The organism is Curtobacterium sp. VKM Ac-2889, assembly GCF_015350855.1.
GTDB lineage: Bacteria > Actinomycetota > Actinomycetes > Actinomycetales > Microbacteriaceae > Curtobacterium > Curtobacterium poinsettiae.
In genome coordinates, this window is the sequence record NZ_JADKSC010000001.1 from 134,928 (window position 1) to 149,618 (window position 14,691).

Below are 14,691 nucleotides of genomic sequence, written 5' to 3' on the forward strand. Positions count from 1 at the left end.
GCACGGACATGACCACGCAGATCGTCGAACCTCCCCGCTCGGCAGCGGCCGCCCGGAGCACCACCAACTGGGAGAAGTGGGGCTGGATCTACATGCGCGCCTCGGGCGTCCTGCTCGTCGTGCTGATCTTCGGCCACCTCTTCGTCAACATGGTGGCGGGCGAGGGCGTCAAGCAGATCGACTTCGCCTTCGTCGCCGGCAAGTGGGCCAACCCCTTCTGGAAGGTCTGGGACTCGCTCATGCTGGTCCTCGCCCTCATCCACGGCTCGAACGGCATGCGCACCATCGTCAACGACTACGTGTCGAAGCCGGGCATCCGCAAGACGCTCCTCATCGCGATCCTGGCCGCCTGCGTCGTGCTGATCGTGCTCGGGCTCCTCGTCTGCTGGACCTTCGACCCGTGCCCCGCCGGCGCAGCTGCCGCCGACCTGCCGTCCTTCTGCCCGGCGCAGTAGCACCACCACCGTTGCTGCCCGCGTTCCCACCGTCTACGGAAAGACCCCTGTGACCGAGACCACCGTCCACCACCACCAGTTCGACATCGTCATCATCGGCGCCGGAGGCGCGGGCATGCGAGCCGCGATCGAAGCCGGCCCGAAGGCGAAGACGGCCGTCATCTCGAAGCTCTACCCCACCCGGTCGCACACCGGTGCGGCGCAGGGCGGTATGGCCGCAGCCCTCGCGAACGTCGAAGAGGACTCGTGGGAGTGGCACACCTTCGACACGATCAAGGGCGGCGACTACCTGGTCGACCAGGACGCCGCCGAGATCCTCGCGAAAGAGGCGATCGACGCCGTCATCGACCTCGAGAACATGGGCCTGCCGTTCAACCGCACGCCCGAGGGCAAGATCGACCAGCGTCGTTTCGGTGGGCACACCCGCGACCACGGCAAGTCCCCGGTCCGCCGGGCCTGCTACGCCGCCGACCGCACCGGGCACATGATCCTGCAGACGCTGTTCCAGAACTGCGTGAAGCTCGGCGTCGAGTTCTACAACGAGTTCTACGCACTCGACCTCATCATGGTCGACGTCGTCGGCGAGGACGGCGTCACCCGCCAGCAGCCGGCCGGCGTCGTCGCGTTCGAGCTCGCGACCGGTGAGCTCCACGTCTTCCACGCCAAGGCGATGATCTTCGCGACCGGTGGCTTCGGCAAGATGTACAAGACCACCTCGAACGCACACACCCTGACCGGCGACGGCGTCGGCATCGTCTGGCGCAAGGGCCTGCCGCTCGAGGACATGGAGTTCTTCCAGTTCCACCCGACCGGCCTCGCAGGGCTCGGGATCCTGCTGACCGAGGGTGCCCGCGGTGAGGGCGCGATCCTCCGGAACGCCTCGGGTGAGCGCTTCATGGAGCGGTACGCCCCCACCATCAAGGACCTCGCTCCGCGTGACATCGTCGCGCGCTGCATGGTGCAGGAAGTGGCAGAAGGTCGCGGCGCCGGTCCGAACAAGGACTACGTGCTGCTCGACTGCACGCACCTGGGTGCCGAGGTCCTCGAGACGAAGCTGCCGGACATCACCGAGTTCGCCCGGACGTACCTCGGTGTCGACCCCGTCGTCGAGCCGGTCCCCGTCATGCCGACCGCGCACTACGCGATGGGCGGGATCCCGACGAACGTCAAGGCCGAGGTCCTGTACGACAACACCACCGTCGTCCCCGGGCTGTACGCCGCCGGCGAGTGCGCCTGCGTCTCCGTGCACGGCTCGAACCGTCTCGGCACGAACTCGCTGCTCGACATCAACGTCTTCGGCAAGCGCTCGGGCAACAACGCCGCCGAGTGGGTCCAGACCGCCGAGTTCCTCCCGCTGCCGGAAGACCCGGCTGCTGGCGTCCGCGGCATGCTCGACCAGCTCCGCGCCTCCACCGGCACCGAGCGCGTCTCTGCCCTCCGCAAGGAACTGCAAGAGGAGATGGACAAGAACGCGCAGGTGTTCCGCACGGACGAGTCGCTCGCCCGTGTCACCGAGACCCTGCACACACTGCGCAACCGTTTCATGCAGGTCTCCGTGCAGGACAAGGGCAAGCGGTTCAACACCGACCTGCTCGAGGCCGTCGAGCTCGGGTTCCTGCTCGACCTGGCCGAGGTCGTCGTCTACTCCGCACGCAACCGCAAGGAGAGCCGCGGCGGACACATGCGCGACGACTACCCCAAGCGCGACGACGAGAACTACATGCAGCACACCATGGCGTACCTGACGGGCGACCCGCACTCGTCACTCGCCGACGACCACATCACGCTCGACTGGAAGCCTGTCGTCATCACGCGGTACCAGCCGATGGAGAGGAAGTACTGAGATGACCGACACCCTGGTCTCCGAAGCACCCCGCACCGACACCGTGCAGGACGCCCCTCCCGGATCCTTCTCCGTCACGGTCATCGTCCGTCGCTTCGATCCCGACGTCGACGACGAGCCGCGCTGGCAGGACTTCGACGTCATGATGCTGCCGACCGACCGCATCCTCGACGCCCTGCACAAGATCAAGTGGGAGCAGGACGGGTCCCTGACCTTCCGGCGTTCCTGCGCGCACGGTGTCTGCGGCTCCGACGCGATGCGCATCAACGGTCGGAACCGTCTGGCGTGCAAGACCCTGATCAAGGACCTCGACGTCTCGAAGCCGATCTACGTCGAGGCGATCAAGGGCCTGCCGCTCGAGAAGGACCTCGTCGTCGACATGGAGCCCTTCTTCCAGAGCTACCGCGAGGTGCAGCCGTTCCTGCAGTCCTCGTCGGCCCCGACGCCCGGCAAGGAGCGTGTGCAGTCCGTCGCCGACCGCGCCCGGTTCGACGACACCACGAAGTGCATCCTCTGCGCGGCGTGCACGTCGTCCTGCCCGGTGTTCTGGACCGACGGGCAGTACTTCGGCCCCGCCGCGATCGTGAACGCCCACCGCTTCATCTTCGACTCCCGCGACGACGCCGCGAACGTCCGTCTCGACATCCTCAACGACAAGGAAGGCGTCTGGCGCTGCCGGACAACCTTCAACTGCACCGACGCGTGCCCTCGCGGCATCCAGGTGACGAAGGCGATCTCCGAGGTCAAGCAGGCGATCATGCGGGGTCGGGCGTAGTCCCGGCTCCGTCCAAGCTCCGCACCACGCCGACCGATAGGCTCCCGACCATGACGTTCGCGGACACCCGCCCCATCCTCGACCAGCTCGGCTACACGACCCGGTACGTGCAGCTCCCCGGTGAGACCCTGCACGAACCGCCGGTCGAGGGGGCGCTCCGCATCGTCCAGACCGACGCCTCCGACTACGCGCTCGAGGTCGTCGACTACGGCACGGCTCGTCGGCTCGCGCAGGCGACGGGCGAGGACGACGCCGTGGAGATGCTGCGCCGGTTCCTGAACCGTCCGTTCCCGCAGCCGCGCGACATCCCCCGCCACGAGCTCGACGGGCTCCGTGACCGTGCGGCGTCGACCTACCCGCAGCTCGCGCAGCAGGTCTCCCAGGCGGGCGAACAGGGCCTGACCATCCAGATCCCGGCCGGCGTCCCCGTCGACCGCATCGGTGGCCCGGACGGCTACCTGCTCCACCCGCTCGACACCCCGCTGCCCAGCCGCTCGCTGCCGCCGCACGTGACCTCGTCGCCCGAGACGCACCGCTACGTCGTCGACCGGCCGTTCCTGGTGAACGTCCGCTTCGTCCAGCCGTGGTTCGAGCAGCCGGGCGGTGCCCTGCGCTTCCAGATCGCCGACCCGTCCGCCACCGTGCGCGACCTGGTCGTCGACGGCGCGCTCGTCCGTCTCCGGGTGGTCTGACCGTCCAACGAGAACAGCCCACCCTGCGCTCGATGCGTGGGGTGGGCTGTTCTCGTTCGTGGAGCTACCGCAGGTCAGGGCGGTCGTACTGCGCGCCGGCCGGGTTCGACGGCAGGCAGCCGAACACGATCGCAGCCGCGCTGACGAACAGCGCGATCAGCCAGAACGGGCCTGCCAGGTTCGCGTCGTGCACGCGACGCCAGCCCAGCGCGATGCCCGGCACGATCGTGGCGAGCCACCACAGGAAGGAGAGGCCGAGCAGCACGAAGGCGAACGGCGACGGAGCGCTGCTCCCCGTGGGGTTGCCGTACTCGTCGACGCCGCTACTCGCCCCGACCGTCGCGAACAGAACGGCGTAGAACCCGCCGAACAACACGATGGTCACGATGGCGTTGGCGAGGACGAAGTACCAGAACTCACTCCGACTGGCGCGCCCGTCGAACCGGGCGTACTTCTTGAAGAACCGCGTGAACGCATCGAGGAACCCGATGCCGTACCACGGCGCCCAGAGCGGCGGGGTGCCATCAGGCCCGAGCGGGATCGGCTGCGCGAACTGCGGGTACGGGTCGACGTAGGGCTGGGCGTACGGCTGCTGCCCGTACCCAGGCTGCTGCCCGTACCCAGGCTGCTGCCCGTACCCGGGCTGCTGCCCGTAGCCCGGCTGCTGCCCGTACCCAGGCTGCTGCCCGTACCCGGGCTGCCCCTGCGGCTGGTCGCCGCCCGGCTGGCCCCACTGCGGCGTCCCGTCGTTGCTCATCGGCTCGTGTCCGGACGGTCGTACCGAGCGCCCTGCGGGTTCGACGGCAGCAGTCCGAAGACGACACCGGCGACGCCGATGAACAGCGCGATGATCCACAGTGCACCGGACAGGTTCGCGTCGTGCAGGCGTCGCCAGCCCAGGGCGAGCGACGGCACCAGGGTCGCGAGGCCCCAGAGCACCAGCAGGACGAGCACCACCCAGAAGATCGGCGGGACCGGGTCCACCACCTGGTACGCAGTGCCGTAGTAGTCGACCGTCCGGGCGTTGAGCGTGGTGAGGCGGATGACGGCGCCGATGGTCACCAGGGCCCCGGTGACGATCGTGTTCGCCAGGAACCACCACCAGAACTCACTCCGACTCGCACGACCGCTGAACGTGGCGTACTTCGCGAAGAAGCGGGCGATGGCCTTCGGGAACGAGATGCCGTACCACGGAGCCCATCGCGGCGGGACGCCCGCGGCGCCGGTCGACTGACCGGTCTGCTCCGCGGGCGTCCACTGCTGCGTGCTCTCGGTCATCGGACACCCTGCGGACGGTCGTACCGCGCGCCCTGCGGGTTCGAGGGCAGCAGACCGAAGACGATGCCGACGATGCCGACGAAGAGCGCGATGATCCACAGCGCACCGGGGAGGTTCGCGTCGTGCAGTCGGCGCCAGCCGAGGGCGAGCGTCGGGACGATGATCGCCAGGCCCCAGAGCAGGGCGACGATGCCGACGATGACGAAGAGGGCGGACGGCTCGGTGACGGTCGACTGGACGCTGGTGGACGTCGCAGTCGACATCGACACGGTCGAGCGTTCGGAGGTGGCGATGCCGATGCCGTACAGGATGCCGAGGACGATGCCGATGATCCCGTTGGCCAGGTACCACCACCAGAACTCGCTCCGGCTGGCGCGACCGCTGAAGGTCGCGTACTTCTTGAAGAAGCGGCCGACGGCCTTGCCGAACGAGATCCCGTACCACGGTGCCCACAGCGGCGGTTCCCCGTCGGGCCCGGTCGGCGGCTGCTGGCCGTACTGCGGCGTGCCACCGAACTGGGCGTTCGGCTGGTTGTTCGGATCCTGCGGGTACTGGTCGCTCACGTGGTCCCCCTCGAGTGTTGGCTGATGTACACGTCCGAGTCAACCAGAACTCCCGAGCGGGCGGCAGGGCCGATCCGCCGCGCTACCCCTGCTGCGGTCGGTCGTACTGCTGCCCCTGCGGGTTCGTCGACATCAGGCCGATGATCAACGAGAACAGGATGCCGATGGGCGGGATGATGAAGAACAGCGCGAACATGCCGCTGAGGTTCACGTCGTGCAGCCGGCGCACGGTCAACGCGATGAACCCGAGGGCGCAGGCGAGGCTCCAGAGGCTGCCGAGTCCGTCCGAGCCGTCGTTGACGAACGGCAACACGTCGAACCCGCTGCCGATGATGCCGGCGGCCGCCGAGCCGATCAGGTACCAGAGCGCCCAGAACCAGTACTCCGACTGGCTGGCCCGACCGTCGAAGCGCACGTACTTCTTCCAGAACCGCAGGAACGCCTGGGGGAGGGGGATGCCGTACCAGGGCGCCCAGAGCGGCGGCTCGGATCTCCCACCACTCGGCTGAGCCGGACCGGGCTGCCCGTATTGCCCTGGAGGCTGCTGACCCGGCTGCCTTCACGGCTGCTGGCCGGACTGACCCGGCTGCTGCCCGTACGGGTCCCTGGGTGGGTACTGGTCACTCATGCGTGCGTTCCTTCCGGCGCGGGCTGTCGGTCCACACAGAGTGTGGCACTCCCCCGAGCCGGCGAGCGTCATCCGCGGGGACGACACCCGGCTCGGTCTCGCGTCAGGGCAGGAGGGCGAGCTTGCCGCCGGGGTGCCCGGACTCCAGCAACTCCGCCGCCGCCTTCGCCTCGGACAACGGGAACGTCCGCGCGACCGGGACCTCGAGCCCTCCGGCACCGGCGAGGTCGATGAGCCGCTGCCGCACCGAGTCCCGGAACGCCTTGCTGGCCGGCTGCGCCCCACCCACGGCGGCGATGCCGTCCGATGCGGCCCGCGCCTGCGCGGCGATCGTCACGATCCGTGACCGGTCCGCGACCAACGCGAGCGAGACGTCGACGGCCTCGTCGGTGCCGACGCAGTCCAGTGCCACGTCGATGCCAGAGGGGGCGAGATCACGGACACGCGCCTCCAGGCCGTCGCCGTACGCGACCCATTCGCCACCGAAGCGTCGCACGACGTCCGCACCACGCTGCGACGCAGTGCCGATGACGCGCGTGCCCAGCAGCCGCAGCTGCTGGAGCAGGCTGACGCCGACCGCGCCCGAGGCGCCGTGCACCAGGACGGTGTCGCGCCCCTCGGCGCGGGTGACGCGGAGCATGTCGGCGGCGGTCGAGCCGGCGAGGAGCAGGTTGGCGGCCTCCGCAAAACCGAGCGCGGCGGGCTTCGCGAAGACGTCGGCAGCGGGCACCGTGACCGACTCGGCCCACCCGCCGCTGATGCGGAAGGCGAGGACCTCGTCGCCGACCACTCCCCCGCCGGACGCGATCTCGGTGTCGGGGCCGACGGCGGACAGGACACCGGCGACCTCGTACCCGACGGCGATCGGCAGGTCCGCGGGGTCGCCCTGGCGGGTGTGCTTCGTGTCAGCAGGGTTCATGCCGGCGGCGCGGACGGCGATCGTGACCTCGCCGGGGCCGGGCGCCGGCACCTCGGTGTCGACGTACTCCAGGACTTCGCTGCCGCCGAACCGTGGGGCCACCCAGTACTTCGTCATGCGGGCGACGCTACGCGTCGCGGCCCCGGGACGGACGGGAGGCCCGTCACCAGCTGGTGACGGGCCTCCCGTTCGTCGGTGCTGACGTCGTCAGGCGCGTGCGGACCGGATCCGGTCGGCGAACGCGGCGTGCAGCGGGTGCTCCGCACCGAGACCGGTGATCTGCGTGGCCACGTCGGCGTCCGACGTGTCCGAGGCCAGGAGGGCCTGCAGTTCGACGCTCTGTTCGTCGTCCGCGACGTCGAAGCGGAGCGCAGCTGCCATCGCGTCGAGCAGCGCGGTCGGTTCGGTGCCGTCTTCGGCCAGCGCTGCGGCGGGCGAGACGAACCGCTCGTCACGCGACAGCTTGCGGAGCGGCTGTCGGCCGACGCGCGTCACCGTGTCGGGCAGGTGCGGGTTCTCGAACCGGCCGATGATCGCCTGCACGTAGGCGCGGTGCACCTCGGGGTCGAGCTCGTGCCGGCGGACCAGCAGATCGCTCGTCTCAGCGAGTACGGACTCGAGCTCGGAGCGCACGGCGGGGATCGCGATGGCGTCCGAGATCTTGTCGGCCCCGGCGACGAAGCCGTGGTACGCGACGGTGGCGTGTCCGGTGTTGACCGTGAAGAGCTTGCGCTCGATCGAGGCGGCGAGGCCGTCGACGTAGTGCGCGCCGGGGATCTCCGGCTCGTTCCCACCGAACGGTGTGCGGTCGATGGCCCACTCGAAGTAGGTCTCCACGGTCACGTCGAGTCCGCCGCCCTCGGGCTGCGCGGGCACGATGCGATCGACGGCGGTGTTCGCGAACACGGCCTTCGCCAGGGCGGCGTCGCGGCCGTCCTCGGGCAGGGCAGCGACGATGAACTCGCGCAGGCGGTCCGTGGCGTTCAGGGCGTTCTCGCACGCCATCACCGCGATCGGTGCGGCGTCCGCGTCACGGGCGACCAGCGCGCGTGCGATGACCGGGGCGATGAACTTCAGGACGTTCGGGCCGACGGCGCACGTGACGATCGCGGCCGTCGCGATCTCGGCGACCACGCCGTCCTCGTCCTGCGCGCTGTTCAGTGCGCGGAAGTCCGTGACCTCGTGGTCCTGGGCGCCGGACCCGACCTCGTGCACGGTGTACGAGTCGGCTGCGGCCAGGGCGTCGATGAGCGGGGCGGCGACGTCGGCGAAGACGACCTCGTACCCGGCCTGGTGGAGCAGGAGCCCGACGAAGCCACGGCCGATGTTGCCGGCGCCGAAGTGGACGGCGGTGCTGGTGCTCACTCGTTGACCTCGCCGAGGATCGCCAGGATCGCGGCGGTGTCGGCGGCGTCGGTGAGCTTCTGGACCTCGTCCTCGTCGGAGAACACGATCGCGATCTTCGACAGGATGTCGAGGTGCTCGTTGTTCACGCCGGCGATGCCGACGACGAAGCGCACGGGGTTGCCGTCCCAGTCGATCGGGCTGGCGTAGCGGATGAACGACAGGGCGGACGACTTGATGGCGTCCTTCGCGTCGTTGGTGCCGTGCGGGATCGCGAGGAAGTTGCCCATGTAGGTGGACACGCTCTTCTCGCGCTCGAGCATCGCCGGGTAGTAGTCGGCCGTGACCGCGCCCGCAGCTTCGAGGATCTCGGCCGCCTCCTTCATCGCCTCCGACTTGGTCGGCGCGGTGTCCTCGGTGTGGATGCGGATCTGGCTCTCCTGCAGGACGGGCATCGGGGGTTCTCCTTGTGTTGAGGACGTGATGGAGGGGACGGGTCAGCCCCGTCCCCTCCGATACTGCACTTCGTTACTGGTTGTGGCGTTACTGGTTCTTCAGCTGCTCGACGACCTGGTCGTACTGCGGCGCGTTCATGAAGTTGCCGACCGACACGTGCTGCGCGTTCGGGTTCTTCTGCTTCGCCCGGTCCGTCAGCTCTTCCTGCGTGATGATCAGGTCCTCGTCACCGGACAGGTTCGCGATCGCCTTGTTGGAGACCGTGACCCCTTCGATGCCCGCCTTCTTGATCTTGTTGCGCAGGACGCTGGCGCCCATGGCGCTGGAGCCCATGCCGGCGTCGCAGGCGAAGACCAGGTTCTGGACCTTCGTCGCCGTCGCCGTGCTCGCCGAGCCGACGCCGCCGAGGGAGGCCTCGGCCTCTTCCTCGTTGGCCGGGGAGTTGTTGCCGAGCAGGCCGGCGGTCGCGGAGTTGACGTCACGGCCCTTGTTGGCCTGGAGCTTCGCCATCGCGGCGCTCATGTCGCCACCGTTGCCGGAAGCAAGGTCACGCTTGCGGCTGGCGAGGAGGAAGAAGGTCGCGACCGCGAAGGTGACCGCAGCGGAGAGGACAACAGAGAGGATGACCCCGACGAAGCTGTCCTTCGCTGTCGCACCGAGTACAGCGATGATCGAACCCGGGGACGCCGGAGCGACGAGCCCGGACTTGAAAGCGACGTTGGTGGCGACACCGGTCGCACCACCGAGGATGACGGCGATGAACATGATCGGCTTCTGCAGCACGAACGGGAAGTAGATCTCGTGGATGCCGCCGAAGAACTGGATGATGATCGCGCCGGGAGCGGTCGAACGGGCGATACCGACACCGAAGAAGGTGAAGGCGAGCAGCAGGCCGAGGCCGGGGCCGGGGTTCGCCTCGAGCAGGAACAGGATCGACTTGCCCGACTCCTTGACCTGGTCTGCGCCAAGCTGGTCGAGCACACCGTGGTTGATGGCGTTGTTCAGGAAGAACACCTTGGCCGGCTCGATGATGACGCTGGCGATCGGCAGGAGCGAGTGCTGGACGAGGAAGTCGACAGCGGTGCCGAGGCCGTTCGCGATGGCCTTGAAGACCGGAGCGAGGAGGAAGAAACCAGCCATCGCCAACGCGAAACCGAGGATACCGGCCGCGTAGTTGTTGACGAGCATCTCGAAGCCGGGCTTGATCTTGCCGTCCCAGATGCGGTCGATCTGCTTGATGAGGTAGGCGCCGAGCGGACCGCAGATCATCGCGCCGAGGATCATCGTGGTCGGGTTCTTCTCTCCAGCGTTGGCCCCGAGGATGACGCCCATCGTCATGATCGAGCCGACGACGGCACCACGGGTCTCGTAGACCATGCGGCCGCCCTGGATGGCGATCGCGAGCGGGATCAGGTAGGTCAGGATCGGGCCGACGACGCCGATGTTGGCGATGCCGTTCGTCTCACCGAACCCGCCGAGGATCCCGACGGGCGTCCACCCGGTCTCGATGAAGAAGGCCGTGATGATGCCCCACGCGATGAAGATCGCGATGTTGGGCATGACCATGCCGGAGAGGAACGTGCCGAACTTCTGAACGGCGACGCGTGCGCCGCCCCGCGACTTCGCGGGTGCGTCGGGCGCTGCAACGGACGACGTTGTCATGTGCGGTGACTTTCTGTGTGGTGGAGCTGCTGCGTGGTGCTGGGAGGGTGGTGCTGGGAGTGGTGGGTCAGGCGGCGTGCACCGCGGACGCGGCAGCGGACTTCGCGGCCGCCGCCGTGCTCGCGGCGAGTGCCGCCGTCGCCATCTCGCGGGCCTGTTCGAGCGTGTAGCGACCGAGTTCGGCGCGCACGTCGGCCAGGGCCGCGGGGGTCATGGAGAGGGTGGTGGCGCCGAGACCGACCAGGACGACGGCGAGCAGCGGGTCGGCTGCTGCCTCGCCGCAGATCCCGACGGGCTTGCCGGCGGTCGCGCCCGCGGTGCCGAGCTGCGCGACGAGGCGCAGGACGGCGGGGTGCCACGGGTCCTGGTAGGACGCGACGGTGCCGAGCATGCGGTCGGCGGCCATCGTGTACTGGGTCAGGTCGTTCGTGCCGATCGACACGAAGTCGGCGTTCTGGAACACCTGGTCGGCCATCAGCGCGAGCGACGGCACCTCGGCCATGACGCCCGCGGTGCGGATGCCCAGCTCACGCGCCAGGGTGACGAAGTACTCGGTCTCCTCGGCGTCGGCGACCATCGGGGCCATCACCCACAGGTCGGCCTCGGTCGCGGCGTCGGCCTGGGCGAGCGCGGTGAGCTGGTCGCGCAGGACCTCGGGGTGGTTCCGCAGGGCACGGAGACCGCGGCGCCCGAGGGCGGGGTTCTCCTCGTCCTTGTCGGTGAGGAACGGCAGCGGCTTGTCGGCGCCGGCGTCGAGCGCACGCACGACCACCTTCTTGCCGGGGAACGCCGCGAGGAGCTGGCGGTACGACTCGGTCTGCTCGTCGACCGTGGGGGCCTTGGGCGAGTCGAGGAAGAGGAACTCGGTGCGGAAGAGCCCCACGCCCTCCGCACCGAGAGCAACGGCGCCGGCGGCGTCGGCGGGGCTGCCGAGGTTCGCGAGCAGGGGCACGACGTGGCCGTCGGCGAGGGCACCGGCGGTGAGCGGTGCCGCTGCGGCGGCGAGGCGGTCGGCGATGCGGCGCTCGACGTCCGCGACCAGTGCGGCGTCGGGGTCGGTCACGACCGTGCCGGCGATTGCGTCGACCACGACGGACTGGCCGTCGACCAGGTCGTCCGCACCGGTCACACCGACGATGGCGGTGATGCCCTTGGCACGGGCGAGGATCGCGGTGTGCGAGGTCGGGCCGCCGTCACGGGTGACGAGCGCCAGGACCTTGTCGAGGTCGAGCAGGGCGGTGTCGGCCGGTGCGAGGTCGCGGGCGACGAGGACGAAAGGGGTGTCCGACTCGGGGACACCGGGGGCGTGCACGCCGCGGAGCTTGGCGATGATGCGCTGGGCGACGTCGTCGAGGTCGGCCGCGCGCTCCCCCATGTAGCCACCCATGCCGACGAGCAGGTCGCGGAACTGTGCGAAGGCCTCGTACACGGCACGCTCGGCGTTCGTGCCGCCGTCGATGCGGGCGTGCACGTCGTCGAGCAGCGTGGGGTCCTGCGCCATCAGCGCCTGGGCCTCGAGCACGGCCTGGGCGTCGCCACCGGCGAGCTGTCCGCGCTTGTTGAGGTCGTCCGCCACGGCGGCGAGTGCGTCATGCACGGCCTGCTTCGCGTCGTCCGCAGAACCCACCAGGGCATCCTTCGACGGTTCGCCGAGCGGGTCAGCCATGCGGAGTACGGGGCCGTGGGCAACGCCACGGCCGACGCCGGTGCCGAGCAGTTCGGACATTCGAGACTCCTTCATCTCACACGCGCTTGCGGTGGGGTGGATCGTTCGGTGCACGCGGCACGGGAACAGACCACGCCCGTGCGGCTGATCAGCACACTACCCCGATCAGCGTTGACAAACAAACACATCCGGGGATAAAAATACAGAAACAGATGCCCGTTTGCGTCTGGCGGATCGACCGACGGCACCGACATCACGGATGTCGCGCCCGAACATGTCCGTTCCGTTCCGACCCGAGACGACGAGGTCCGATGTACGCACCAGAACGCCACCAGCGCATCGTCGAGCAGGCGCGCGCGCAGGGCCGGGTGGACGTCAAGGACCTGGCCGAGCTGCTCGCCGTCACGCCCGAGACCATCCGCCGCGACCTGACGAGCCTCGAGCGCCGCGGCCTCGTCCGGCGCGCGCACGGCGGGGCGATCCCGGTCGAGCGCATCACCCTGCACCCCGGCGTCGGTGACCGCGGCGGCATCAACCAGACCGAGAAGATGGTCATCGCCGAGGCCGCCCTGGCGGAACTGCCCGAGAACGGCTCGATCATGATCGACGCCGGCACCTCGACCATCTGCCTGGCCGAGATGCTCCCGACCGACCGCGGCCTGACGGTCGTCACGCACTCGCTGCCGGTCGCCACCGCCGTCGCGAACCGCCCGGGCCTCGACCTGCACCTGCTCGGCGGCAACATCCGCAGCGACTCGCTGGCCGGCGTCGGCACGTGGACGCACCAGCTCATCGGCATGGTCAGCGTCGACGTCGCCTTCATCAGCATCAACGGCATCACGCCGGAGCGCGGCCTGACGACCCACAACGTGGCCGAGGCCGCCGTGAAGAGCGCGATGATCAAGTCCGCACGGCGGAGCATCCTGCTCGCCGACCACACCAAGTTCGGCCGCGAGGAGTTCGGACGCGTCGCCCCGCTCGCCGCGATCGACACGATCATCACCGACCCCGCCGTCAACCTCGACCTGGTCCGCGAGGTCGAGGCCGCCGGCACCGAGGTCTTCTGGCCCGGCCGAGCCTGACCGTGCCCCGTTCCCGCCCACCCAGCGCTCGCTAGCATGAGCCAACCACCCGTCGACAGGAGTACATCGATGTCCGAAGCCACCCGCACCGTGACCGTCGCCAGCGCATCCGGCCTGCACGCTCGCCCCGCCTCCCTCTTCGTCCAGACCGTGACGGCGTCGGGGCACCAGGTCACGATCGCCAAGGGCGACAAGTCCGGGAACGCCGGCAGCATCCTCGCCCTGCTCGGACTCGGCATCGAGCACGGCGACGAGGTCACCCTCACCGTCTCGGGCGACGACGCCGAGACCACCGCGGACAGCCTGGTCGAGTTCCTCGGGACGGACCACGACGCGGCCTGATCGCGCAGGTCGCGTCCTGCACGCGACCACCAGACGGACGGGAGGCACGGTGCCAGCTGGCACCGTGCCTCCCGTCCGTCCGTCGGGGGCGTCCAGGGCTGTCGGCACCCGCCGATAAGGTGTTCTGCATGACACGCCTGCGCCTCGCATCCGTCAACGTGAACGGCGTCCGCGCCGCCTTCCGCAAGGGCATGGGCGACTGGCTCGCCACCCGTGACGTCGACGTGCTGGCCCTGCAGGAAGTGCGCGCGTCGAGCGACGACCTGACGGCGCTGCTCGGCGACGAGTGGGACATCGTGCACGACCCGGCGACCGCGAAGGGTCGCGCCGGCGTGGCCATCGCGTCCCGACACTCGGCGCAGATCCACCGCGTCGCGCTCGGACCGGACGACTTCGACTCCGCCGGCCGGTGGCTCGAAGCCGACTACGAGATCGGCGGCACCACCGTGACCGTCGTCTCGACGTACGTGCACTCGGGCGAGGTCGACACCCCCAAGCAGGACGAGAAGTGGAAGTTCCTCGACGCGATGACCGAGCGGCTGCCCGCACTCCGGGCGCACAACCCGCTCGCGGTCGTCGTCGGTGACCTGAACGTCGGGCACGACCAGCGCGACATCAAGAACTGGAAGGGCAACGTCAAGCGTGCCGGCTTCCTGCCGCGCGAGCGTGCCTACTTCTCGCGGTTCTTCGGTGCCGACGGCGAGCCCGTCGAGGGCGCCGACGGCTCCACGGGTCCCGGCCTCGGGTGGGTCGACGTGGGGCGCGCCCAGGCCGGTGACGTCGACGGGCCGTTCACGTGGTGGTCGTGGCGCGGTCAGGCCTTCGACAACGACACGGGCTGGCGCATCGACTACCAGATGGCGACGCCCGACCTTGCCGCGAAGGTCACGGAGTACACGGTCGACCGCGCTGCGGCGTACGACCAGCGATGGTCCGACCACGCCCCCGTGGTCGTCGACTACGAACTCTGACCCCACTTCTCTCGC

At 69.4% G+C, this 14,691-nt stretch carries 16 protein-coding genes; 7 read left to right on the forward strand and 9 right to left on the reverse strand.

All coding sequences use genetic code 11. The features are described 5' to 3' along the window. Nucleotides 1-8: 8 nt before the first annotated feature. Genes sdhD through ITJ50_RS00605 form a run of 4 tightly spaced genes read left to right on the forward strand, consistent with a single transcriptional unit; the run spans nt 9 to nt 3,765 of the window. On the forward strand, nt 9-455 hold the full coding sequence (sdhD, locus tag ITJ50_RS00590) for a succinate dehydrogenase, hydrophobic membrane anchor protein (protein ID WP_056070803.1): 447 nt from the start codon (nt 9-11) through the stop codon (nt 453-455). A 49-nt stretch (nt 456-504) separates the two neighbouring features. Continuing rightward, complete coding sequence (gene sdhA, locus ITJ50_RS00595; protein WP_042538838.1) at nt 505-2,298, forward strand: succinate dehydrogenase flavoprotein subunit; 1,794 nt, start codon at nt 505-507, stop codon at nt 2,296-2,298. Nucleotide 2,299: 1 nt separating this feature from the next. Then, nucleotides 2,300-3,073, forward strand: coding sequence for a succinate dehydrogenase iron-sulfur subunit (locus ITJ50_RS00600; protein WP_017888736.1), 774 nt, complete (start codon nt 2,300-2,302; stop codon nt 3,071-3,073). 50 nt (nt 3,074-3,123) lie between these two features. Next, nucleotides 3,124-3,765, forward strand: a complete 642-nt coding sequence (locus tag ITJ50_RS00605; RefSeq protein ID WP_031260557.1) for a TNT domain-containing protein — start codon at nt 3,124-3,126, stop codon at nt 3,763-3,765. A 64-nt stretch (nt 3,766-3,829) separates the two neighbouring features. Here ITJ50_RS00605 and ITJ50_RS00610 read toward each other — a convergent pair whose 3' ends face one another. The 9 genes from ITJ50_RS00610 to ptsP form a co-directional block, all read right to left on the reverse strand. After that, nucleotides 3,830-4,522, reverse strand: a complete 693-nt coding sequence (locus ITJ50_RS00610) for a DUF805 domain-containing protein (RefSeq protein WP_056070800.1) — start codon at nt 4,520-4,522, stop codon at nt 3,830-3,832. After that, entirely contained in the window at nt 4,519-5,043 is a 525-nt protein-coding gene (locus ITJ50_RS00615; RefSeq protein WP_071251836.1) for a DUF805 domain-containing protein, read from the reverse strand. The genes ITJ50_RS00610 and ITJ50_RS00615 overlap by 4 nt, the downstream gene beginning before the upstream one ends. Beyond that, nucleotides 5,040-5,606 (reverse strand): DUF805 domain-containing protein, encoded by a 567-nt coding sequence (locus tag ITJ50_RS00620; protein WP_017888733.1) that lies wholly within the window; start codon nt 5,604-5,606, stop codon nt 5,040-5,042. Before ITJ50_RS00620 ends, ITJ50_RS00615 begins: the two co-directional genes overlap by 4 nt. Before the next feature lie 82 nt (nt 5,607-5,688). After that, on the reverse strand, nt 5,689-6,021 hold the full coding sequence (locus ITJ50_RS00625; protein WP_052481768.1) for a DUF805 domain-containing protein: 333 nt from the start codon (nt 6,019-6,021) through the stop codon (nt 5,689-5,691). A 316-nt stretch (nt 6,022-6,337) separates the two neighbouring features. Next, nucleotides 6,338-7,270 carry a quinone oxidoreductase family protein gene (locus tag ITJ50_RS00630; RefSeq protein ID WP_056070794.1) on the reverse strand — a complete coding sequence of 311 codons (933 nt, stop codon included), beginning with the start codon at nt 7,268-7,270 and terminating at the stop codon, nt 6,338-6,340. 90 nt (nt 7,271-7,360) lie between these two features. Further along, nucleotides 7,361-8,518 carry a mannitol-1-phosphate 5-dehydrogenase gene (locus ITJ50_RS00635; protein ID WP_194589692.1) on the reverse strand — a complete coding sequence of 386 codons (1,158 nt, stop codon included), beginning with the start codon at nt 8,516-8,518 and terminating at the stop codon, nt 7,361-7,363. Then, complete coding sequence (locus tag ITJ50_RS00640) at nt 8,515-8,952, reverse strand: PTS sugar transporter subunit IIA (protein WP_017888729.1); 438 nt, start codon at nt 8,950-8,952, stop codon at nt 8,515-8,517. Before ITJ50_RS00640 ends, ITJ50_RS00635 begins: the two co-directional genes overlap by 4 nt. An 88-nt stretch (nt 8,953-9,040) precedes the next feature. Further along, the gene (locus tag ITJ50_RS00645) at nt 9,041-10,615 is read right to left on the reverse strand and encodes a PTS mannitol transporter subunit IICB (RefSeq protein ID WP_031260552.1); all 1,575 of its coding nucleotides are present in this window, start codon (nt 10,613-10,615) and stop codon (nt 9,041-9,043) included. A gap of 67 nt (nt 10,616-10,682) precedes the next feature. Beyond that, entirely contained in the window at nt 10,683-12,341 is a 1,659-nt protein-coding gene (gene ptsP, locus ITJ50_RS00650; protein WP_017888727.1) for a phosphoenolpyruvate--protein phosphotransferase, read from the reverse strand. 251 nt (nt 12,342-12,592) lie between these two features. Here ptsP and ITJ50_RS00655 point away from each other — a divergent pair, with 251 nt between their 5' ends. The 3 genes from ITJ50_RS00655 (at nt 12,593) to ITJ50_RS00665 (ending at nt 14,676) form a co-directional block, all read left to right on the forward strand. Next, a complete protein-coding gene (locus ITJ50_RS00655; RefSeq protein ID WP_017888726.1) occupies nt 12,593-13,363 on the forward strand; it encodes a DeoR/GlpR family DNA-binding transcription regulator in 771 nt (256 codons plus the stop codon). A 69-nt stretch (nt 13,364-13,432) separates the two neighbouring features. Beyond that, the gene (locus ITJ50_RS00660; RefSeq protein WP_017888725.1) at nt 13,433-13,705 is read left to right on the forward strand and encodes an HPr family phosphocarrier protein; all 273 of its coding nucleotides are present in this window, start codon (nt 13,433-13,435) and stop codon (nt 13,703-13,705) included. 128 nt (nt 13,706-13,833) lie between these two features. Then, on the forward strand, nt 13,834-14,676 hold the full coding sequence (locus tag ITJ50_RS00665; protein ID WP_017888724.1) for an exodeoxyribonuclease III: 843 nt from the start codon (nt 13,834-13,836) through the stop codon (nt 14,674-14,676). Nucleotides 14,677-14,691 lie beyond the last annotated feature (15 nt).